At 59.5% G+C, this 22,400-nt stretch carries 16 protein-coding genes, 1 tRNA gene and 2 pseudogenes; 14 read left to right on the forward strand and 5 right to left on the reverse strand.

All coding sequences use genetic code 11. The features are described 5' to 3' along the window. Positions 1-72 precede the first annotated feature (72 nt). A complete protein-coding gene (locus R3C98_RS10935; RefSeq protein WP_371314124.1) occupies positions 73-435 on the forward strand; it encodes a helix-turn-helix domain-containing protein in 363 nt (120 codons plus the stop codon). Beyond that, entirely contained in the window at positions 432-1,739 is a 1,308-nt protein-coding gene (locus R3C98_RS10940; protein ID WP_371314125.1) for a type II toxin-antitoxin system HipA family toxin, read from the forward strand. Before R3C98_RS10935 ends, R3C98_RS10940 begins: the two co-directional genes overlap by 4 nt. Before the next feature lie 295 nt (positions 1,740-2,034). Here the strand turns inward: R3C98_RS10940 and R3C98_RS10945 are convergent, their stop codons facing one another. The 4 genes from R3C98_RS10945 to bcsA all read right to left on the reverse strand — a co-directional run bounded on the left by R3C98_RS10945 (position 2,035) and on the right by bcsA (position 10,278). Continuing rightward, positions 2,035-3,159, reverse strand: a complete 1,125-nt coding sequence (locus R3C98_RS10945) for a PAS domain-containing protein (RefSeq protein ID WP_371314126.1) — start codon at positions 3,157-3,159, stop codon at positions 2,035-2,037. A 212-nt stretch (positions 3,160-3,371) separates the two neighbouring features. Next, the gene (locus R3C98_RS10950) at positions 3,372-5,888 is read right to left on the reverse strand and encodes a cellulose synthase subunit BcsC-related outer membrane protein (RefSeq protein ID WP_371314127.1); all 2,517 of its coding nucleotides are present in this window, start codon (positions 5,886-5,888) and stop codon (positions 3,372-3,374) included. Positions 5,889-5,890: 2 nt separating this feature from the next. Then, a complete protein-coding gene (locus R3C98_RS10955) occupies positions 5,891-8,098 on the reverse strand; it encodes a cellulose biosynthesis cyclic di-GMP-binding regulatory protein BcsB (protein ID WP_371314128.1) in 2,208 nt (735 codons plus the stop codon). Continuing rightward, positions 8,095-10,278, reverse strand: a complete 2,184-nt coding sequence (gene bcsA, locus R3C98_RS10960; RefSeq protein WP_371314129.1) for a UDP-forming cellulose synthase catalytic subunit — start codon at positions 10,276-10,278, stop codon at positions 8,095-8,097. Before bcsA ends, R3C98_RS10955 begins: the two co-directional genes overlap by 4 nt. Before the next feature lie 616 nt (positions 10,279-10,894). Between bcsA and R3C98_RS10965 the strand changes: the two are divergent. From R3C98_RS10965 to traG, 3 genes and pseudogenes are all read left to right on the forward strand, one after another. Further along, positions 10,895-11,253: pseudogene (locus tag R3C98_RS10965) on the forward strand (transposase); the annotation flags it as partial. Between the two features lie 65 nt (positions 11,254-11,318). Next, positions 11,319-12,457 (forward strand): IS3 family transposase gene (locus R3C98_RS10970; protein ID WP_371312552.1). Its coding sequence is split into 2 segments (ribosomal slippage): positions 11,319-11,577 and positions 11,577-12,457, totalling 1,140 coding nucleotides; the frame shifts between segments, so codons are not numbered across the junction. Positions 12,458-12,507: 50 nt separating this feature from the next. Next, positions 12,508-14,574, forward strand: a complete 2,067-nt coding sequence (gene traG / locus R3C98_RS10975) for an IncP-type conjugal transfer protein TraG (RefSeq protein ID WP_371314130.1) — start codon at positions 12,508-12,510, stop codon at positions 14,572-14,574. A gap of 101 nt (positions 14,575-14,675) precedes the next feature. Here the strand turns inward: traG and R3C98_RS10980 are convergent. Beyond that, positions 14,676-15,814, reverse strand: a protein-coding gene (locus R3C98_RS10980) for an IS3 family transposase (RefSeq protein ID WP_371312552.1) whose coding sequence is annotated in 2 segments (ribosomal slippage) — positions 14,676-15,556 and positions 15,556-15,814 — 1,140 coding nt in all. Because the reading frame shifts where the segments join, the coding sequence is not laid out codon by codon here. A gap of 67 nt (positions 15,815-15,881) precedes the next feature. Here R3C98_RS10980 and R3C98_RS10985 point away from each other — a divergent pair. From R3C98_RS10985 to R3C98_RS11025, 9 genes and pseudogenes are all read left to right on the forward strand, one after another. Then, positions 15,882-15,992 (forward strand): annotated as a pseudogene (locus tag R3C98_RS10985) (P-type conjugative transfer protein TrbG); the annotation flags it as partial. An 83-nt stretch (positions 15,993-16,075) separates the two neighbouring features. Further along, on the forward strand, positions 16,076-17,248 hold the full coding sequence (locus tag R3C98_RS10990; RefSeq protein WP_371314131.1) for a TrbI/VirB10 family protein: 1,173 nt from the start codon (positions 16,076-16,078) through the stop codon (positions 17,246-17,248). Continuing rightward, on the forward strand, positions 17,245-17,463 hold the full coding sequence (locus R3C98_RS10995; RefSeq protein ID WP_371314132.1) for a DUF2274 domain-containing protein: 219 nt from the start codon (positions 17,245-17,247) through the stop codon (positions 17,461-17,463). The genes R3C98_RS10990 and R3C98_RS10995 overlap by 4 nt, the downstream gene beginning before the upstream one ends. Positions 17,464-17,507: 44 nt before the next feature. Then, positions 17,508-17,756, forward strand: a complete 249-nt coding sequence (locus R3C98_RS11000) for a hypothetical protein (RefSeq protein ID WP_371314133.1) — start codon at positions 17,508-17,510, stop codon at positions 17,754-17,756. Positions 17,757-17,900: 144 nt separating this feature from the next. After that, the gene (locus R3C98_RS11005) at positions 17,901-18,941 is read left to right on the forward strand and encodes a GSU2403 family nucleotidyltransferase fold protein (protein WP_371314134.1); all 1,041 of its coding nucleotides are present in this window, start codon (positions 17,901-17,903) and stop codon (positions 18,939-18,941) included. A gap of 267 nt (positions 18,942-19,208) precedes the next feature. Beyond that, positions 19,209-20,756, forward strand: coding sequence for a Fic family protein (locus R3C98_RS11010; protein ID WP_371314135.1), 1,548 nt, complete (start codon positions 19,209-19,211; stop codon positions 20,754-20,756). A gap of 426 nt (positions 20,757-21,182) precedes the next feature. Next, the gene (locus tag R3C98_RS11015) at positions 21,183-21,491 is read left to right on the forward strand and encodes an ETC complex I subunit (protein ID WP_034766499.1); all 309 of its coding nucleotides are present in this window, start codon (positions 21,183-21,185) and stop codon (positions 21,489-21,491) included. A 22-nt stretch (positions 21,492-21,513) separates the two neighbouring features. Next, positions 21,514-21,590, forward strand: a tRNA-Arg gene (locus R3C98_RS11020). Positions 21,591-21,732: 142 nt separating this feature from the next. After that, positions 21,733-22,398, forward strand: a complete 666-nt coding sequence (locus R3C98_RS11025) for a GntR family transcriptional regulator (protein ID WP_371314136.1) — start codon at positions 21,733-21,735, stop codon at positions 22,396-22,398. Positions 22,399-22,400 lie beyond the last annotated feature (2 nt).

Raw genomic sequence — 22,400 nt, forward strand, 5'->3', positions numbered from 1 at the left:
CCGCATGGTCAAACATGACAATGTATGGTATTTGAAGCATAAACTCCTGAAAAGAATACCTATGCCTCACAAATGACACACAAAATCGATTTTTCTACCGCTTCCAGCTCTGCCATTATTGCAACGCTCGGCAAACGCCTTGATGAGATCCGCCTCAGCCGGAACATCGCCCAGGCCGACCTTGCAGAAGAAGCTGGCATCTCCCGCAGCACGCTGACACGGCTATCGGATGGCAAGCCCGTCTCGCTGGATTCCTTTGTGCGCATCATGCAGGCACTAAGGCTGACCGATCATCTCGCCGCCCTTCTGCCCGACCCCGCCGTGAGACCGGTCGACCGTGTTCGCTTCGACGGCGCCAAGCGCCAGCGCGCCAGCAGCAGACGCACCGAACCAGCAGAATGGCGCTGGGCCGAAGAAGCCAGGGACGAAGAATGACCGACACGGCGCGCGTCATATTGTGGGGCAGCGACATTGGCGCCATCACCTGGTTGCCCGACCGCGGCCTTGGCGTCTTTCAGTATACGCCTGAATTCTCGCGCTCAAGGATTGAAGTCGCGCCCCTGATGATGCCACTGGCGGATAGGCCTTACGAATTTCCATCCCTGTCCCGCGAAACTTTCAGAGGCCTGCCTGGCATGCTCGCCGACAGTTTGCCGGACAGGTTCGGCAATACCCTGATCAATGCCTGGCTCTCCGCGCGGGGACGCGCCCCCGGCAGTTTCACTCCCGTCGAACGCCTCTGCTACACAGGCACCCGCGGCATGGGCGCGCTCGAATTCAGACCGCTGATCACTGATGCGCCACGGTCATCTCGAACTGTCGAAATCGACGCGCTGGTAGCACTGGCAAACCGCGTGCTCGACGAGAGAGTGGCGCTCGAAGGAAAGCTCGCCGGTGATGACGATCATCATACTATTGAAGACATCCTGAGGGTCGGAACATCGGCTGGCGGCGCTCGCGCGAAGGCCGTACTGGCCTGGAACCCGGATACAGGTGAGTTCCGCTCAGGCCAGGCACCGGTCGCCGGTGGCTTTTCCCAATGGCTCATGAAGTTTGACGGCGTTCATGGCAACAAGGACCGGGAACTCGCCGACCCTCAAGGATTTGGCCGGATCGAATATGCCTACCACCTGATGGCGCGCGCAGCAGGTATCGATATGGAAGACTGCCGCCTGCACGAAGAAGGAGGACGCGCGCACTTCATGACGCGGCGCTTTGATCGCACACCCAAAGGCGGCAAGCTGCACATGCAGTCTCTTGGCGCCCTGATGCATTACGATTTCAACAGTGCCGGCGCTTATGCCTATGAGCAAGCCCTGCAAACCATTCGCCGCCTGGGCCTTCCGATGCGCGATGTCGAGCAGCAGGTCAGGCGCACCTTCCTGAACGTGCTTGCCCGGAACCAGGATGACCACGTCAAGAACATTGCCTTTCTGATGAACCGGCAGGGCGCCTGGCGGCTCTCGCCCGCTTTCGATATCGCATATTCCTACAATCCGTCAGGAAACTGGACGAGCCGGCACCAGATGAGTGTCAACGGTAAACGCGATGGGTTTGAGGTCGACGACCTGGTCTCGTTCGCGAAGGTCGGCGGCTTGAAAGCGGCAAAAGCCAGGACCATTCTGCAGGAGGTATCCGGCGCGGTTTCGCAATGGCAGACCTTTGCGGACCAGGCGGGCCTGACAGATACCGATACGGTCCGGATTGAGCGCGCGCATCGCCAGACACTGTTCGTCTAGCACATCACCGAAGCGCCTGCCCCGCGCCAGGTCAGAGACCGGATTAAATCGGGCAGGTACCGCCGATTCAAGGTAATTTGGGAGGTCTCTCAGCCTGGCCGCAAAAAAACAGGCGAAGCATCGCTTCGCCTGAAGGTGCCCTAAAGAGATAAGGAAACGCCAAGCCAGCAATCCAGCCCGCTGAAGCTCCCTGGATCGACACTTTAAACCTGGTTTGACGGGAATTCTATTTGATCCTGCAGCCTGGCTGCACGAGGTCAGAATATGCCATGCCGCGTCCTTCTGAACCTCACGCTCAGGCTGGCGTCTGAACCATGACGACAAATTTGTCCGAGGTGGCAGCGTCTTCATGAACGCGGGCGCGTTCCCGGATTGTCAGGTAATTCCCTGCCGCTGAACGAACCCTGATCGTGTGAGCAAGGTCCTGCCGGGTACCGGACTGCAATTCTTCATAAGCAGCCCGGACGCCTTCCCGATCTTCGGGATGAATGCGTTCAACCCAATCAAATACTTCTTCATGCCGGGGCGGTGAAGCATACCCGAATATGTCTGCCCATCCCTCGGAATAAGAGACCCCACCTTCCCGGACGGACCAGTCGATAATGCCGGCCGACATGATTTCCCCGGCGATGCGCGCACGTGCCGACATATTGCCCCGCTCCAGCGCCAGGCGGTCCTGCCGGCGCCACTCATTCTGAATAAGCGACAGGACCAGAAGGATCGCAATCAGGGAGGGACCGATGAGATAGAGCAAGTCGGTTCGAAATGCATAAAGGGCCGCAATTGGCCCCTTTTCGGCCCGCATGACCAGGATGTGTGCGAGGCCAGCGCCTGTGTTCTCCTCGGCATAGACACTTCCTGCCTCGTTAAGGCGCCTGCCCAGCTCCGAGAGCGCCTTTTGACGCCTTTCCGATGCACGCAGCACCTGGCGGGCTGCTTCAAACAGGGCGAGATCGTCTCGTGTGGTCTGCCCACCACTTCCCTGGCTCGACACCAGCAGGTCACCATCCTCGCTCAATAGAAAAGAAGGTGCGCCGGACTGCTGCAATATCTCCATGAACTGCTCGGCCCTGAACACAAGAACAGCCCTGTCTCCGGCTGGGCCCTGCATGTCAGGACGGTAGAGAATGTAGCTTCCCTGGACGGCTTCGATACGCTGCAATCCGAGCAAGCGAGTGGAAGAATTTTCACTCTGCGCCCACGCAGGCGACAGCGGCGGCACATCACCGAACGCCGTACGCGCTCCGCCATTTGCGTCTTCGAGAAGAATGCCCGCGACGTCCCTGAGGGCGAGTTCAGCCCTCAGCTCTACTGCAGCTTGCCGGCGCGATTTTGCATCCAGCCCCTGGTCGAGTACGGCCTCGACCTCCGGCTCCAACTCTTCCGCAAGGAGCGATGCATTGATGAGTTTGTTATCCACGCTGGCCGCCAGAGTGCCTGCCCACATCCTCACAGCGGATGCATCCGTCTTTCCGGCGCGTCCGGCTTCAAACTGCGCAAACAGCATGAAACCCAGCAAACACCCGAGAATGCCAGCAACATGAAGCGAACGATATATTGTGGGATCTGACAGTTTGCGCCAGCCGACCCGCCTGTTGAAACCTGGTCTTGAAGTCCCGGACCGATTGGTCATCATCTTCCCCAAAGGTCATTTGCAAAAGGATCGGGTTCGAGGTCCCTGCGCACCAGGCCGCGGCGTCCTCCCGGCGTGAACGTCAGGGAAATCCCGGCCTGCACGTCATCAAACACGCCAGACGTCAGGCCCGACATGTGCGCCGTCGCGATCCAGTGCTCGCTCAAACGGTACCCCGCGGCAAACTCGACTGCGCCTGAGATGGAGGCAGACGACGTCCTGCCGGACACAGGCAATCCGGAAGGCGCATTCTCCTCGACATATTGATGCGCGATGGACACGCCGGCGCGATACAGGGTTTGTCGCAACGCATCCGTCTGAAAGTTCAGCTCCCAGCCCGACTGCACAAATATCTGTGGACTGAAATACCCCGCCTGGGAGGCCGACTGGGCCGAAAGATTCCTCCGATAGGCATCATATTGAACGAACGGTCCGGTGTTGAAATAATCAAACCCTTCAAGCCGGAAGGCCCGAGACAGGCTGATCCTCAGGTCATGACGGCTGTTGGAAAGCGTTCCCGCACCATCAAGGCTCGAAACACCTGCATTTGATCCCAAGACAAGATTGCTTCCCACAGGGGTGCGCAAACTGAGGTCTGCGCCGGTTTCGAGAATCCGACCCACCAGCCGGGCGCCTTCCCTTTGCTGACCGCCAACCAGGGCCAGGGCGTTGTCGCGCCGCCCCTGCTGGTAAATGCCTCCTTCAACAAAAGTTTCAGCGAACCTGTGCGCGACACGCACATGCCCGACAGGCTGGGGCGCAAGATCCGCGCCGGCAGGCGTTATGCCGATTTCAGCCGAAACCCGCACATCACCTTCTTTCAGATAAGAGAGGTAAGGGCTCCAGAAGAGCCCGCTCGAAAGATATGGCACACCGGCGCCCGAGGAGGGCGACACATCGAGGCCCACAACACCAAACTCCACCAGCTGCCCGCCGATCAGCCCACTGACAGAAGTTCGGTAGGTTGCAGTATCAAACTGTCCATCAGGCGAGCCGTCCTCCTGCTGCCGCATACTGAGACTTTGTCGGACGGACAGGTTTCCGAGCCCGCGCAGTTCAGGCGCCTTACCCGGAGCAAGGCTCACGGCCAGGAAATAGTCGCCCCTGTCGGATGCGATCCCGGCCCGCTGCGCGACCAGGCGGCGGCTGAGATAGGAGGCTTCCGGCGCCGAGCGCGAAAGCCGCGCCAGTTGCCCGGTTCGCGCCGCAGCGAGGACCCATCCATCGGCAAACCGGTCTTCACCCGTTTCGACATAGAGGCGCTCGAAAAGGGTATACGCCTCCTCAGCCTTGCCGGAATTGAACCGCGCCCAGGCCAGCTGCTCCTCTGCCGCAACACGCGTGCCGGGAAAATCCAGGGCCTTGACAGAAAACTGACCGGCTTGCTCATACTCTCCTGCGTCCAGCGCGTCAGCGGCTTGCAGGAGGTAGAGAGCGCCCCGGCGTTCGGCGACACTTTTATCATTTCCAGGATCGGCCAGGAGCGCTGCGCCGAGATATTCATGAGCCGCCGCATAGTCAGCGGCGTTTGCGGCGCTCATGGCAAGGTCCAGAAAAATCTGGCTTTTCAGATGTGTCGCATCGGCAGTGAACTCACCTAAATCGCCCTGCTCTTCCAACGCACGAAGGGCGCCTGGCAACGCCCCAGCCGCACGATACGCCAGCGCGAGCCCATAGCCTGATTCAGGATTGCTAACTTCCACACTCGCCGCAGCAAACAGGGACGCAGCCTGCTCGGGATCGGTTTCGAGAAAAGCCCATGCCAATCTGTTCAGGAAATCCGGGCGTCGTGATTTTCTCGCCGTTTCGACCGCCTCAAGGAGCATCCCGTCCCCGAACTGGCGCTCAAACAGCTCGCCCAGCAATTCGCTTCGGAGCCCTTTGATGAGGCCACTCCCCTGTAGCTCATCTTCCTGCGTGAAGACCGGAAGCTCCAACAACCCGGCAATTGCCTCAGAACCGAGATTTACACCTGTCCCTGTCAGGATCTCTGCCGCCAGCTGAGGGTCGCATGTTTCTATCGTGTGCAGGTAGAAGTCAGCGAATGCGCCAGCGGCATCCTGGCCCTTCAGGGCCTCCCTCCGCGCCCGAAGGAATCGCCTGTCCTCACATTCTCCGGCTTCCAGGCCACCGAGGGTCTGCAAAACTGTATCCCATTGATGCCGTGACAGCGCGTCGGAGACTTTCTCCTCCTTGACTCCCACAGCAATCCGCCGGCGCAAGTCCGCTGGGACCTGCCAGCCGGGGTATCCCGCAGACATTTCCTCCAGCCGCCTGGATGAGAGCGCCGCAGAGCCGCTTTGTGCCAGGTTTCGGACCTGTTCGATGTCCGATGCCGGCGGTTCCTGCAGGTCTTCCGGATCGCCGGACAAATCCGGATTACCGGGAATCCCGATCGCCCTGACCGCCGGGTCCTGCTCAATCCGGCCAGACCCCGTCTGTGCATTTGCGCTTCCCTGGAGGGCAAGTCCCAGCCCTGTCAGCAATGCGGGAACGGAAATGGACCGGCGCATCATGCTCAGTCGATCCTCGAGCGCATGTAGCGCGCAAGTCCGGCCAGTAGCGTCGCCATTGCGAAGAGCAGAACACCAATGCCGAGCACCCAGGCCCAGGGCGCCCTGCCACTCATCATGCGGACGCGTGTTGTCGCATCCGCGGTTCCGGCAAAGAAGACATCCGCCGGCGCCTGCGTGACGAACGTCGCCGGATGGTCACGCCAGATTGCCGCCCCGCCGCTCATCTGGCTCCAGAATGCAGGCTCCACCAGGTTTTCAACAGCGACGAGCAAACGTTCCGGGGTTTGTGCCGTCACGACGGTCAACAACCGCCCCGTCCCGGGCGCTGTTTCTCCTGCAACGATAAGGCCATTTTGCCCCAGCGTACGAACCGAGAGGGCCTGAGGCAGGTCGACCGCCCCACTGACAAGTTGCGCCGCAACCGTCTGGCTGCGGCTCGACAAGCGCAACTCAGCCGGCAGCCGCCGCGACAGGCCTCCGGTCGCTCCGACAAGCAGCGCGTCCTGCTGCTTTGGCACTTCACCGATCGCATAGTCTGCGTCCGTGAAAACGGCCCCGTGCAGTTGCCCGAGCTTGGCAGCCATCAGCCAGGTCGCCGCCAGTGTTGCCGAATCGCTGTCTGAGGCAACAATCGCAAACGAACGGCTTTCCAGTCCTGAATAGGGATATCCGGTCTCCGAAACCAGGGCGAGATTCGGAAGGACCGCCAGCCGCTCGGCCGCAGGGAGCCTGATCGTCGACGACCCTTTCAGGACGAAGGCGAGATGGCGCATGCTGCGGCTCACACAGTGCCCTTCCTGGCGGGCTGACAGCTCTACCTCGAACGCAAGCCGGTTCAATCCCGGCTTCAGGGCTGTGGCTTCGATCAGCATCACATACCCCGGATTGACTTCGCCATTGGCGTTCTTCATCGGGATCGCGCGCTGGAACTGGCCGTTGGCCAGAATATTGATAACCGAACTCGGCTCAAGATGGGCGCCGTAGGCAAAATCGAGTGCCAGCTCCACCTCTTCTCCTTCTTCGAAGTGGACATCGGCTGGTAATTCGAATTCCAGCTCGATCGCCTTGTGCTCCACGCCGAATACCGATGTGTCGCCAAGACCGAGCTCGGAAAACCGGTAGGTGCGATCTACTCCCACCGGTCCCGTCACCGCTGGAACGCCGGCAGCAGGCACATCATAGGGCGCCAGGAGAAGTTCGGGCGCATCATCCATGGGAAAATCCATGGTACTGAACGCAGCTACGCCCCGCTCAACCCCCTCCGGCGTACTCCCGGAAATCACGAGCATGAAATGCTCTTCATTGAATGGCGACGGGCGGATCGACAAATATGCATATCCCGGCGGGATGTCCTGCCCGGGCATTCTGAGGTCTGCAGGAAGGTCTTCCTGTGCCGCGATGACGATCAGGTCCATGGCATCAAATGCCCTGCTGCCCCTGCCCCCGGACGGATCCGAAAGGTCTGAAACGCCGAGATGCGAGATTTTCGGCAGGGTATGTTTAAGCCTGTTGCCGACACCCTGGGCAGCAAGCGTGCCCCATTTCAGCGTGTCTGCCGATACCTCATCAGCGGTGACAATCCCAAGCGATTCCACACCTCCGACCCCCGGCGTGATGATGGCATCCAGGTCCGCAAGGGACATGGAAAACCTGGCCCGCTCATAGGTGATTTCAAAATAGGAACGGACCGCATCAATGTCGGTCCATAGTTCCGCCGCCAGCGGATCCTGGCACTCCAGCGTATATCGCTGAACCGCATCAAGGGTCAGTGTATTGTAGCCCGATTGAAGGAAATCTGTCCGGATCGGGACTTCATTGATTGCCGCGCCCGTCTCGGTCACGCCAGGCAGCTGCGCCAGGAAATGACTGTTGAGCGCCATGCGGAGCTGAGGCTTGAGGCTCGATTGGCTGAGCCCATTGACATGGCGCATCACCAGGCGGGAGGACAGGATGTTGGCCTGAGGTGCGAGATTGATGGAAACTGCCGCCTCCGCACTCGCGCCGAGCAGGCGGATATCGCCCCATTCCGACCGGACCGCCGCGAACGGGATCCGGGTGACATAGGTGCCATTCGCCCGGCGTTCAGTCACGATGTCTGCCTGTGCAGGCGCACGGGCAAAGACATCAAACGTGTCAGCCGCCTCTTCGGCGCAAACGGCTCCGCCGTCCGCAATCAGACATATTGCAAGACCAAGCAAAAGCTTCTTCATGTATTCCGTTCCCGTCTGAGATATCGAATGTGTGCCATCGCGTGATGAAGGCTGTCACGCATCAGGAAGATTACCTTCAGCACCATCCCTTCGGATGTCGCGCGCTCTTCCTGGAATGTTTTCCAGTTCTGGCTGCGCGCATAAACCAGCGCCACAATGGTCTGCCACTGAAGCGGGTCTTCGATGACGTAGCTGAACCCGAGGCGCCTTGCCTCACTCGTCCCGAATACCTTTTCAACGCGCAGGTCAATCTGCTGTGAATGAGCCATTCCGAGATCAACCGCATCCAGACGAACGCGGTCACCTGGCTCAGGATTGCAATCACTGCCGGCAGGCAAGACACAGCCAAGCCCGGTGATCGAGATGTCGGTCAGCCGGGCCGTGACACCTTTCCCAATGAAATCGAGGTGGACCGCTCCTTCGCGCTCGAAGCGCGGAAAGATACGCCTTTGCGGCCGCTCATAGAGCACTCCGAGGGCGGCAATGAGCAGGAAGAAGTGGAAGGAGTTCCAGAGCAGGAGGACACCAACCACTCCGGGACCGATCGGGTCTACCAGCAACCGGATCAGCCCGGCGCATTCCCCCAGGAACACGATGCCAATCAGCCAGTAGAAGGGCTTCGCAAGGGGAGAGACAAACTCCGACTCAAGCGACTCCCCCTTGGGCGTCACGGCAAATTCCGGTGCACGCGGGTTCTTCAGGACCTGGAGGATGGCGCCGCTGCAATGAATCGTCTGGATTATTTCATAAAGCTCCGACGCAATGGCCCACCGGGTGCGCCCGTACAAGGTTGCCGACAACATCAGTGAGCCGACAATATGCGGGGCGCCGTACATCAGGAAATCATCGAAATCGCCGACATAGACCCGCACCCCAAACAAAAGGTAGAGCAACGGCCCAAGGATGAAGATCATGCGGGCAAGCGGGAAGAACCAGTAGAAGCAGGAATTCAGATACCCGATCCGCTGGGCAAGGCTGAGCCCCTTCTTAACGAGCGGGTTCTTGAGCAGGAAGATCTGGACCATTCCCTGGGCCCAGCGCATGCGCTGCACGATGAACCCGGAAAACGTCTCCGGCGCGAGCCCCGCAACCATGGGCCGGGCGACATAGGCGCTCCGGTATCCGCGTGAATGAAGCTCCAATGCTGTTTCAGCGTCTTCGGTGATCGTATCTCCGCTTATGCCTCCGATCTCCATGATATGCTCCCGGCGCAAGACAGCTGCCGAACCGCAGAAGAAAGAGGCATTGACGCTATCGAGACCGAGCTGGATCACCGAGTAGAACATCTCGTTTTCGCTCGGCATTTTGCGGAACGTACCGAGATTGCGTTCGAGAGGATCGGGGTTCAGGAAGAAATGCGGTGTCTGGACAAGGAACAGCTTCGGGTCGTCTACAAAATAGCCGACCGTCCTCCACAATATATCTGCCGACGGGACGTGATCGGCATCAAGGATCAGAATCAGGTCGCCGTCGGTATGTTGCAGGGCAGAATTGATGTTTCCAGCCTTGGCGTGCTCGTTCTTTTCCCGGGTCAGATAGGTTGCCCCCAGGCGGTCACAAAGCGCGCGCAGGCGCTCATGCCGTTCCAGGGCTTCGGCGGCCTTTGCCGGATCGGCCTGGTTTCGCTTTGCCACCGTCCCGCCATCGTCCAGCAGGTAAACTTTCGCCTTGCCGGGAGCATAGCTGACATTGAGCGCCGCGGTGATCGTCACCTCGAGCAGGTCTTCATCTTCATTATAGCTGGGGACCAGAATATCCACGCTTGGCGACTTTTCCGGCGATAATGGCGCAGGCTTTGGCCGGCGCCGGAAAATGTCGACAGACAGAAAGGCGGACAGGAGCAGAAGAACATACCCATAGCCCTCGGCGCCGAACAGCATGAGGCCGCCAATCAGCGTCACAGGAGAATCATGGGGAATGGTCTCGACCCCGCGCCAGATCATGTACCGCGTACTGGTGAAGACAATCAGCAAAAGGGTGAACAGCCGGAAGGGCCCACCCATCGGCTTTAGCCATGCCATCACCATGAGCACGGCGACCGTCACAGCCGCCAGTTTGACTTGGACTCCGTCGGTCGTCGGGGTTGCCGCAATCATCGCAACGCCAAGCAGGACCAATATACCGCTCGCCGTGCGAAATCCGGCAAATTCCGAAGCAGGTTTGCGCTTATGACCGGCCAAGGCCGCCCCCCGGGTTAACAATCAACCGGTTTGGATTAACCCGACATGGTTAGCGAATTTCTAAGAAGTCCCTTGCCGGCATGCCAATCACCGAGGCAATTGCGCGCAGCTGCGGCAAGAAACCGAGCTAGAGGACTCGAATCGCAACTTCAGAAGAAAGCGCCTGGACCAGGATGAACGAAACCTGGATCCCACCGATGACGCTTACCAGAAGGCCGATGGATACGAGCTGGCGCGCCCTTTGAGCGAGAGGCCCCATTGGAAATGAGTGAATGAAACGCTGCATGTCCCCAAACTAGCGCAGAGAGGCAAATGGCGGTTTTAATAAAATGATCAAACTTCAAGAAAAAACCTGACTTTCCGGAGAGATAGGAGCAGGCCAGCCTGGTTCCCGATCTGTGCGTCTCTTCAGGACCCTGCTTATTGTGTTTCATTATCTTTGGGATGGTTTCTGAGGGGCGCGCCTGAACTGAAACATGAACTTAATAAAATCGGCGCTGTCTATTCAGGTTGGGACGTGTCAGCCGCATGGGTCTTTCGATCGCCTGCCTGGTCTGCTCCCGAAAAAGTGGTCCGCTATTTGAGTTAGTTTCGGCTTCGATTATGGAGCTGAGGAATGGGCAAGAGAGCCAAACCTGAAGAAGTCATTGCGAAACTGCGGGAGGTGGAAGTCCGCCTGTCCCGCGGAGAGACGACCGGCCAAGCTGTGCGAGCGATCGGGGTGACCGAACAGACCTACTATCGCTGGCGCAAGGAGTATGGCGGCCTTCAGGTCGACCAGGCCAAACGGATGAAGGAGCTGGAGAAGGAGAACCAGCGTCTGCGCCGGGCGGTCTCCGATCTCACCTTGGATAACCAGATCCTCAAGGAAGTCGCTCAGGGAAAGTTCTGAGCCCCTCCCGCAAACGCGATGCGGTCGGTCATGTGGTGGAAGTTCTCGGCGTCTCCGAACGTCGGGCCTGCCGCGTGATCGGTGGTCTGCCTCCCGAAAAGTGGTCCGTTATTTGAGTTAGTTCCGGCTTCAGATATGGAGCTGAGACATGGGCAAGAGAGCCAAGCCTGAAGAGATTATTGCGAAACTGCGGGAGGTGGAGGTTCGCCTCGCTCGCGGTGAAACTGCAGCTTCGGCGGCGCGCGCCGTCGGTGTGACCGAACAGACCTACTACCGCTGGCGCAAAGAGTATGGCGGCCTGCAGGTCGACCAAGCCAAGCGCATGAAAGATATGGAGAAGGAAAACGCCCGGCTTCGGCGCGCAGTCTCTGATCTCACGCTGGACAACCAGATCCTTCAGGAAGTCGTGCGGGGAAAGTTCTAAGCCCTTCGCGTCGTCGTGCTGCAGTCGATCACGTGGTGGAAGAGCTTGGCGTCTCCGAACGCCGGGCTTGCCGTGTGATCGGCCAGCACCGTTCGACCCAGCGCAAGCAGCCCATACGGCGAGATGATGAGGACGCCCTGACATCGGCGATTATCCGCCTGGCCGAACGGTTCGGCCGGTATGGCTATCGCCGGATCACGGCGCTCCTCAGAAATGATGGCTGGCATGTGAACGAGAAGCGGGTTTACCGCATCTGGCGACGGGAGGGGCTGAAAGTGCCGATGAAACAACCAAAACGCGGTCGTCTCTGGCTGAATGATGGCTCGTGTGTGCGGCTGAGGCCGGCGCACAAAGGCCATGTCTGGTCCTATGACTTCGTGCAGGACCGCACCCATGATGGACGTGTGTTCCGCATGCTGTGTGTGGTCGACGAGTTTACACGGGAGTGCCTCGCCATCCGAGTCGAGCGAAAGCTGAACTCACGGGATGTCCTCGACACGCTGGGTGAGCTGTTCGTTCGGCATGGGCCGCCGGAACACATACGCTCTGACAATGGCCCTGAGTTCATTGCAACAGCCCTCCGTGACTGGCTGGCACGTATCGGCGTGAAGACGCTCTATATCGAACCGGGAAGCCCATGGGAAAACGGATACTGCGAAAGTTTCAACTCCAAGCTCCGGGACGAGTTGCTGGCGAGGGAAATCTTCTTCGATCTCAGGGAGGCCCAGATCCTGATCGAAACCTGGCGGCGGCACTACAACACCGCGCGCCCGCACTCTTCTCTGGGCTACCGGCCACCCGCTCCACAAACCATCTTGCCCGCGGCGTTCATACCGCCTTACTGTGAGGAGGTAGCGGCATGAACGCCGCTACGTGAAAACCGCCGGACTAACAAAACCGGTGGACCACCCCTGTGGGGCAGAGCAGCACGAACCTCTTCTGGCAGATCATCCTCGTCTTGCTTGTCGTCCTGGTGGCGCTCTGGTGCGCGACGGAGTGGACGGCCTGTTCGCTCGGCTGGTCGCCGCGTCTGGGCGAGCCGCTCTTCGTCATTCTCGATATGCCGGTCTATGTACCTTGGGCCTTCTTCGGCTGGTGGTATTCCTTCGATGCCTATGCGCCGGATGTGTTCGACCGGGGCGGACTGATCGCCGGATCGGGCGGCGTTGCGGCCATTGTGATTGCCGTGACGGGATCGATCCTCCGGGCGCGGTGGGACAAGCGGGTTTCGACCTTCGGCTCGGCGCGCTGGGCGGAAGGCAGGGACTTGCGCAAGTCAGGTCTGCTGAAGCCTGCCGGCGTATTCCTCGGACAGGCTCATGGCTCCTATCTCCGCCATGATGGCCCCGATCATGTCATGGCCTTTGCGCCGACAAGGTCCGGCAAGGGTGTGGGCCTTGTCGTCCCGACGCTTCTTTCCTGGCCGCATTCCGTCCTTGTGCATGACATCAAGGGCGAGAACTGGCAGCTGACATCGGGCTGGCGTTCAGAATTCTCGCACTGTTTGCGGTTCGATCCGACCGATGTTGCGTCAGCGCATTTCAATCCCCTGATGGAAGTGCGTAAAGGCCCCTGCGAAGTGCGGGATGTCCAGAACATTGCCGACATCCTGGTTGACCCGCAGGGCAAGCTCGGCGATCTCGGGCACTGGGTCGACAAGGCCAACTCGCTCCTCGTCGGCGTCATCCTGCACGTCCTCTATGCCGAGCGGGAGAAGACGCTGGCGCGGGTGGCAAGCTTCCTTGCTGATCCTGACCGGACCTTCCGCACGACGCTGTCGATCATGCTGCGGACCAATCATCTCGGCACGGGTGAGGCACCGAAGGTGCATCCCGTGGTCGCCGAGACGGCCCGTGAGCTGATGAACCAGTCGGAGAACGAGCTCTCCGGTGTGCTGTCGACGGCACTACGCTTCCTGTCGCTCTATCGCGACCCGGTGATCGCTGAAGTAACCTCGCGGAGCGATTTCCGGATCGAGGATTTGGTGTCCGGCGACCGGCCGCTGTCGCTCTACCTGGTCGTGCCGCCGTCTGATCTCTCGCGGACGAAACCCCTGATGCGTCTCATCCTGAACCAGGTCGGCCGGCGGTTGACGGAACATCTGGACGTGCATCCGTCTGTGCTTTCGCGCGGCAAGTCGCTGGCGCTGAACCTTCTCGGGGCGTGCGGCCTGCTGGCGCCGCAGATGTCTTCTGCTGAACCGAAATCCCGGCGGCGTGTCCTATTCATGCTGGACGAGTTCCCTGCTCTCGGCCGGCTCGACTTCTTCGAGAGCGCCCTCGCCTACATGGCCGGCTATGGGCTGAAGGCCTTCCTGATCGCACAATCGCTCAATCAGATCGAAAAGGCCTATGGCCCTTCCAATGCTATCCTCGACAATTGTCATGTGCGGGTCGCGTTCGCGACCAATGATGAGCGGACGGCCAAGCGGATTTCCGATGCGCTCGGCACCAAGACCGAGCAGCGGGCGATGAAGAATTATGCCGGCCACCGGCTGGCGCCCTGGCTCTCGCACAAGATGGTGTCCCGCCAGGAAACCGCCCGCCAGCTGCTGACACCCGGTGAAGTGATGCAATTGCCGGCCGACCAGGAATTGGTCCTTGTCGCAGGCTCACCTCCCGTGCGGGCGATGAAGCTTCGCTACTATGAAGACCAGAACTTCACCGAACGGCTGAAGGACGCGCCGAACTTTGCTGCCTGCATTCCAGGTGCGCGGGAAGACGATTGGGGCCGGCAAGTCCGGTCGATCCATGAAGGCCTGATGCAGGCCGCTGAGATTGAACCCGATGGTGAGGGCCTCGGACCTCAGAAAACACGGGATGCCGCCAGGGATCGCGCGCAGGTCTCTGCGCCCACCCGGTCGGGTAGGTCTCGAGCGGCGGCTCGAGGCGCTCCTCAGCCCAGCCTATTCGATGCCCTCGTGCAGGCCGACAGTCTTGAACAGGCGACCGGTATCGATCTCACGGGGAATGGCCAATGAAACCCCGTATCCAGCCCTATATCTCGCCCGAGACCCATTGCTCTGCCCCACAGGGGTGGTCCACCGGTTTTGTTAGTCCGGCGGTTTTCACGTAGCGGCGTTCATGCCGCTACCTCCTCACAGTAAGGCGGTATGAACGCCGCGGGCAAGATGGTTTGTGGAGCGGGTGGCCGGTAGCCCAGAGAAGAGTGCGGGCGCGCGGTGTTGTAGTGCCGCCGCCAGGTTTCGATCAGGATCTGGGCCTCCCTGAGATCGAAGAAGATTTCCCTCGCCAGCAACTCGTCCCGGAGCTTGGAGTTGAAACTTTCGCAGTATCCGTTTTCCCATGGGCTTCCCGGTTCGATATAGAGCGTCTTCACGCCGATACGTGCCAGCCAGTCACGGAGGGCTGTTGCAATGAACTCAGGGCCATTGTCAGAGCGTATGTGTTCCGGCGGCCCATGCCGAACGAACAGCTCACCCAGCGTGTCGAGGACATCCCGTGAGTTCAGCTTTCGCTCGACTCGGATGGCGAGGCACTCCCGTGTAAACTCGTCGACCACACACAGCATGCGGAACACACGTCCATCATGGGTGCGGTCCTGCACGAAGTCATAGGACCAGACATGGCCTTTGTGCGCCGGCCTCAGCCGCACACACGAGCCATCATTCAGCCAGAGACGACCGCGTTTTGGTTGTTTCATCGGCACTTTCAGCCCCTCCCGTCGCCAGATGCGGTAAACCCGCTTCTCGTTCACATGCCAGCCATCATTTCTGAGGAGCGCCGTGATCCGGCGATAGCCATACCGGCCGAACCGTTCGGCCAGGCGGATAATCGCCGATGTCAGGGCGTCCTCATCATCTCGCCGTATGGGCTGCTTGCGCTGGGTCGAACGGTGCTGGCCGATCACACGGCAAGCCCGGCGTTCGGAGACGCCAAGCTCTTCCACCACGTGATCGACTGCAGCACGACGACGCGAAGGGCTTAGAACTTTCCCCGCACGACTTCCTGAAGGATCTGGTTGTCCAGCGTGAGATCAGAGACTGCGCGCCGAAGCCGGGCGTTTTCCTTCTCCATATCTTTCATGCGCTTGGCTTGGTCGACCTGCAGGCCGCCATACTCTTTGCGCCAGCGGTAGTAGGTCTGTTCGGTCACACCGACGGCGCGCGCCGCCGAAGCTGCAGTTTCACCGCGAGCGAGGCGAACCTCCACCTCCCGCAGTTTCGCAATAATCTCTTCAGGCTTGGCTCTCTTGCCCATGTCTCAGCTCCATATCTGAAGCCGGAACTAACTCAAATAACGGACCACTTTTCGGGAGGCAGACCACAACTATTATGTCGTCGACCGACTGTTCGCCCGCGCAGAACTCCGCCTTGGCGAAAAGCGCCAGGATGTCGTGAAGATCGCGCGCAATGATCTTGGAAGCGCGAAGCCATGACAGAAGCGGCTACCCCTCCTCCCCGGCCTTTGGAAATCCGAGGGAAACCCCGGCCCGTGAAGAGGTTCTCCAGGCGGGCTCTGATGGTGCTTGTCGGCACCGGCAGCGCAATCGTCCTTGGCTCGCTGGCGTTTGCCCTGCAAGGCCCGAAGGACGATGCCGGCGGTCCCGCGCGCGAGCTTTACAATACCGGGCATAATCCGGAAGCGGACGGCCTGGCTGCGCTTCCGAAGTCTTATGGCGAACTGCCGCCGAAGGAAGATGTTCTCGGGCCACCGCTTCCGGGAGACCTCGGGACGCCGGTCCTGAAGGCGCAGCGCGAAGGACGTATGGGGCTGCCGGAAAAAGATGCGCCTCAAATAGATCCGATGCGCGAGGAACTGGCGGCGCTGGAGGCGGAACTGCGGGCACGTGAAGCGGCGCTGACCGATGCGGCGCGCGGGAGCGGGGTATTTTTCCAGGTGGACTCAGGCACGGGATCGAAGAACGTCATTGGGAGTGTTGCGTCCGCGACGCCAGCTTCGTTGAGCTTTCCAGACCTGTCAGCTTTTGCGCCGTCCCGAGAGGGTGCGTTCGGATCGTCGCTGAGCGAGGATCCGAACCGGCAGGTGAGGAAACTGGATTTTCTGGGCGAGGAGCCGGATCCATCGATCTACAATCCGCACCGGCTCGAGACGCCCATTTCGCCTTACCAGCTGATGGCGGGAACGATCATTCCGGCGACGCTGCTAACCGGTGTGAACTCCGATCTTCCGGGGCAAGTGATCGCGCAGGTGACAAGCCCGGTCTATGACACGGTAACGGGCGAGACTGTTCTTGTGCCGCAAGGCGCGCGGCTGATCGGGCGCTATGACAGTGTCATCGCTTTTGGCCAGTCGCGCGCGCTCCTCGTCTGGAGCCGGATCGTGATGCCGGACGGCTCCTCGATCCGCATCGACAATCTCGCGGGCGTTGATGCCCGCGGCTATGCCGGCCTCGAAGACAAGGTCGATTATCATTCCTGGAAGCTCCTGCAGGGCGTTGCGCTCTCAACGCTGCTGGGGGTTGGGTCCGAGCTCGCAAGCGACGATGAAGGCGATATCGCCCGGGCGCTTCGCCGCTCGGCCCAGACAGGCGCCAATGAAGCCGGTCAGGAAATCGTACGCCGCAACCTCGACGTCCAACCCTCGATCACGATCCGTCCGGGCTGGCGGCTCGGCGTGCTCGTGAACAAGGACATCGTTCTGAAACCCTACGAAGAAGGACACCCACAATGAGCAAGACCAGCCTGAAGATCGGGCCACTGCCGGACAAGACACCGCAGAAGCTGGTCGTACTGGTCGATCCGCCGCTGGCGGCAGACCTCGACGACTATGCGCGGATCCATTCGGAGATTCATGGGGCCGAGGTTCCGGCCGCCGCGCTCGTGCCTCTGATGCTCGAGACTTTTTTGGCGAGCGACAGCGGATTCAGGCGGGCCAGGAGATCCTGACCGGACGCAGAAAGAACTAGGTATCAAGTTGTGGAGTATGACCAATGGCAGGAACCAAAATCAGTGAAGCCGATTTCGCCAATGAAACCAGCTGGCTCACACCGAAACAGTGCGCAGAGCTGACGGGGTGGACCGTGGCTGGCCTTGAAAAACGCCGCGTGCGCGGTCAATGGCCGCCCTATTCTATTCGTGCGGGGCGCCCCAGATATCCCGGGGACTATATCAGGCAGAAGTTTGCAGAAGCTGTCGTGACCAACACCGTTCAGGCTTCGACCATTAGCAACCGGCTTTGACTGGCGCTGCAATCGTTGCCACAGGTGAGCTTGGCAAGTCACGCCCTGATCGCCCTTACCACACGAGAGGATTTTCGTGTGGTAAGTGGATTGAAATCATTACGACTATTGACTTTTACCGGCATTTTTGTATTTTGCCGGTAAATGGCCATCCAGGAACTCCCCCTCGTCATCCAGACCAGCTACGCCGAGCTGATAGACCAGCTGCGGCTTGCGACAGCGTCTGATTTTCCAGAAGGCTCGACCTTCCGAAAAAGAAGCATCTCGGGAAAAGACTATTGGTATGTTCAGGAACCAACAACTCCGCAGGGCCGCCCGCCCGAACGGTATCTGGGCGCTGACACGCCAGAGCGCCAGACGGCCATCGAAAGCGCGATGAATGCGAAGGCGCATGCCGATACGCGCAAAGCGATCCGGCGTTCGCTTTCGGGCGCAGGCCTGCCCGAGCCGGACTCGCTGACGGGCGCCGTGATCGAAGCGTTCGCGGAGGCTGGTGTGTTCTGCCTGAGAGGTGTGATTGTCGGCACCATCGCTTTCCAGGCATATGCCGGCCTTCTAGGTGTGAGGCTGCCGAGTGCTGCTATACGCACCGGGGATGTCGATCTCGCACAAGACTATGGCGTGTCTGTTGCGCTCAATGACTCACTCGACGTTTCCCTGATCGACGTCCTGAAAGCTGTCGATAAGGAATTCGCGCCGGTTCCTTCCCTGGCAGGCCCCAACATCGCCGCAACTTATTCTCGCCCTGGTGGATACCGGGTCGACGTCCTCACCACCAATCGCGGCGCCGACCGGGACGCTCCGGTCAACCTGCCGAGCCTCCGATCCGATGCTGTTCCCTTACGCTTTCTGGACTTCTTGCTGAGAGATACGACCGAAGCGGCGATCCTCACGCGCTTCGGCACACTCGTGAATGTTCCGTCTCCGGAGCGGTACGCAGTTCACAAGCTGATTGTATCGACCATGCGGCACGAAGCTGGCGAGAGTGCTGTTAAGTCCGACAAAGATGTTGTTCAAGCTGGCCTTCTTGTCGAAGCGCTCGCTGCCAAACGCAGGCAGGACGATCTTGCCGACACCCTGCAAGAGGCGGCAGGTCGGGGACCGGCGTGGCGGGATCGGCTAAAGCAGGGCGCGACACGTCTTGCGGACGGACCGCGCGAAATCGTCCAGGCTGCTCTGGCCTAAGTCGACCGAACTCAAGCGTCTCACCAATCGACATCTGAGAAGCGAAAACAGCCTTTAACCTGCTTTTTGCGCCGGAAAAGCAGGCTACAAGCTTATTAATGGACGGGGATCGGTTAGGCCTCGAAGACCTCATCGGCGACCTCGCTTACACTCAATTTTTGATCACTTTTCGCAGTTTTTCGATATTTTGAACATTATTCGTATTTTGTGAGTGTTTTTCGGGAAGAATACAATTAGATCAGATTTGTGCTTTGAGGGTTTTTCATCGTGCCCGACGAAAACTATGATTTTTCGCCCGATTTGAGGGTTTTTCGCGACCGGCACGTTCCCGAAGGTGTGCGGCTGTGTGGCTATGCGGCTCTGATCCACGCCTACGACCTCGATATCCCGCTCCCGCGCATGCTGAGTGGAGCAAAGCCAAGCTTTGCGGAGATAACTGCAGATGGCTGGCAGCTCTATTCTCCGCGCCATCTGCCGGATCCAGGTTTTGCAGGACACCTGACCTTCGCGCTCCGCTATGAGCCTGTGGACCTTTTGATCCTGAAAGCCCTCTTCCTGAAAACCGGGGCAGCCCCGGTCGAAGACATGGTTCGCGCCAGTCCGAACGGCCAGTATGCAAGGCGCGCCTGGTTTTTCTTTGAATGGCTGACCGGCACCACGCTCGACCTGCCCGATGCTGGCGCCGTAGGTTACACAAATGCGCTGAACCCAGACATTCAGATTGCGTGCCGTGGGACCAATTCGCAGCGCCACAGGGTCCGGAACAATTTGCCGGGCTCGGCTGCTTATTGTCCGCTGGTTACTCTCTCACCGCCAATCAAGGCATTTCTTGAACGCGACCTTGCAGGCGAGGCGGCAGCAATTATCCGACCGATTGGCAATGACCTTGTTGCCCGGGCGGCTGCCTTCCTGCTGCTCGCCGACTCCCGCTCGTCCTTTGCCATCGAGGGCGAAAACCCACCACAGGACCGGCTGCATAGCTGGGGACAGGCCATCGCCCAGGCAGGACGCAATCGCCTAAGCAACGAAGAACTCTGCCGCCTGCAAAGGATCGTCATTCCAGACGCCCGCTTCATGCGTATGGGCTACCGCACCGAGGGGGGATTTGTCGGAGGACGTGATCGCCACAGTGGCTCTCCCCTGCCCGAACATATCAGCGCTCGGGCTGAAGACCTGCAGGCGCTCATGGCGGGGTTGCTCAATTTTGCAAATACAGACGCGTCCGGCCTCAATCCGGTCGTTGCTGCCGCGCTGATTGCATTCGGCTTTGTCTATATACATCCGTTCGAAGACGGTAACGGGCGCATCCATCGATACCTGATCCACCATCAACTCGCCGCCTCAGGATTCAATCCGCCCGGCCTCGTCTTTCCTGTATCGAGTGCGTTTCTGTCACGCATCATCGAGTACCGGGACACACTCCGCTCTCATTCAGAACGTATCCTGCCCTTCATTCGGTGGCGGGAAACAGACACCCACAATGTCGAAGTCCTGAATGAGACGGCTGATTTTTACCGCTACTTTGACGCCACACCACACGTCCAGTTCCTGTTCGAATGCGTCGCCCAGACGATCGAAAAGGACCTGCCGGAAGAACTCCTGTTCCTTGAGCGCTATGACCAGTTCAAGACACGCATTGAACAAAGACTGGCTCTTCCTGATGCCCGTCTCGATCTGCTGTTTCGATTTCTCAAGCAGAACAACGGCACCTTATCCCGGCGCGCGCGAGAGAATGAGTTTACTGCTCTGACGCCTGAGGAGGCTGTCTGGGCCGAGACGGTCTATGCTGAGGCTTTTCCACCCTCCCCCATCTGAATTGATTGCACTGGTTGCGACGCGCCAGTGGCTCCAGGGCGAACGCGAGCGACAGTTGAGTCTCACGCCCTCTTGGATGGTTGCGGGCGGTCGTTTTCGACTTCCCCACAGATGGGTGATGATCACGGCATCATTGATCCACACTGCCTGAAGCCTGTTCCCGATAGCAGTGAAAACACCATAACAGTTGCAGGCAGGCGCAAGCCTCGCTATCCCGTCTTTATTGCAACTCAGACGGTGGCTTATTGGTGGCTTGGCGTTTGGGGGCACTGCAGAAAGAGGGGTCCAAACCCACTTAATGCATTGAATTTACAGAGGTCTTGCGAGAGACAAAAACCACCATCTATCTGGTTTGGGACCAGAGGGTCGTAGGTTCGAATCCTATCGCTCCGACCATTTTTTTGAATGGCCTACAGGGACAGGCAAATGCAGGCGAGAATTTACAAGCCATCCAAGAGCGCGATGACGTCGGGCCGTGGCAAGACCAAGGCATGGGTGCTTGAATTCGTTAAGGAAAATGTCCACCGCACGGCCGACCCCCTGATGGGCTGGACCAGCATCGACGACACGTCCGGTCAGGTCCGCATGGAATTCGACACCCAGGAGCAGGCCGTCGAATTCGCCAAGCGCGAGGGCATCGCCTTCCGCGTCGAGCCGACGCACGAACGCAAACGCCTTGTAAAGTCGTATAGTGCTAATTTCGACGCTAACCGGAAACAGCCCTGGACGCACTAGTCGCGCATCCGGGTCCGGATTCGGCCCCGTAGCTCAGCTGGATAGAGCATCCGCCTTCTAAGCGGACGGTCGCAGGTTCGAATCCTGCCGGGGTCGCCAGTTCCCAAAAACACCAACTGTCTGCCGCCCACCGATTGCGTGGGGTCGTCCGCTATCCGCTATGCGAAGCGGACTTTTCTTTCGCCCTCCAGATTGTCTACAATATTGTTGACAATCTGGAGGGCGAAAGAAATATTCGGGCATGTCTACAAGCGTCCTGACATCCAATCGTATGCGAAAGCCCTCCGCGCTCGGCATGGTCCACGCCATCATCGAGGGGCTGGAGGTCGGCGAATACATACCTGGCCAACGCCTCGTGGAAGCGGAACTCTGCGCGCGCTTTGGTGTCGGACGGCAGGCTGTGCGCGATGCACTCCAGCAGCTTCAGGTGCGGGGTGTTGTATCCATCACACCCAATCGCGGCGCAGCCCTTGTCACGCTGACGCCGCAACAGGGCATCGACACTTTAAAAGTCACCGAGTTGCTTTTCGGCTTGGCTGCCGAAAGTGCAGCGCGTAAAATTTCCGACGGCGCAAACGGCAAGCGGCTCGCCCTCGCAACGGCAGAGCTGGAACGCCTGCAAAGCTCCATGTCGCCCCAGGATTTCGTCACGGCGCGCCGGAAATTCTACAGCGCGCTCGCGGCCACCGCGAACAATGACGAGCTGTCTCACCTGCTGGCCCATGTGCGGGTTCACGTACTGCGCGCCCAGTACGGGTTCCTGAGACTGCGCGGGCAGCACGCCTCTGAACTCGTTGCTGTTGGAAAAAAAATCCTGGAAGGCGATCCGGCCGAAGCCAGCAGGCTGAGCCGGGAGCATGTCCGCAGATTACAAGAAACACTGAAAGAATATGAAAAGGGAGCGTGAAC

The sequence above is a fragment of the Hyphomonas sp. genome (assembly GCF_041398465.1).
GTDB lineage: Bacteria > Pseudomonadota > Alphaproteobacteria > Caulobacterales > Hyphomonadaceae > Hyphomonas.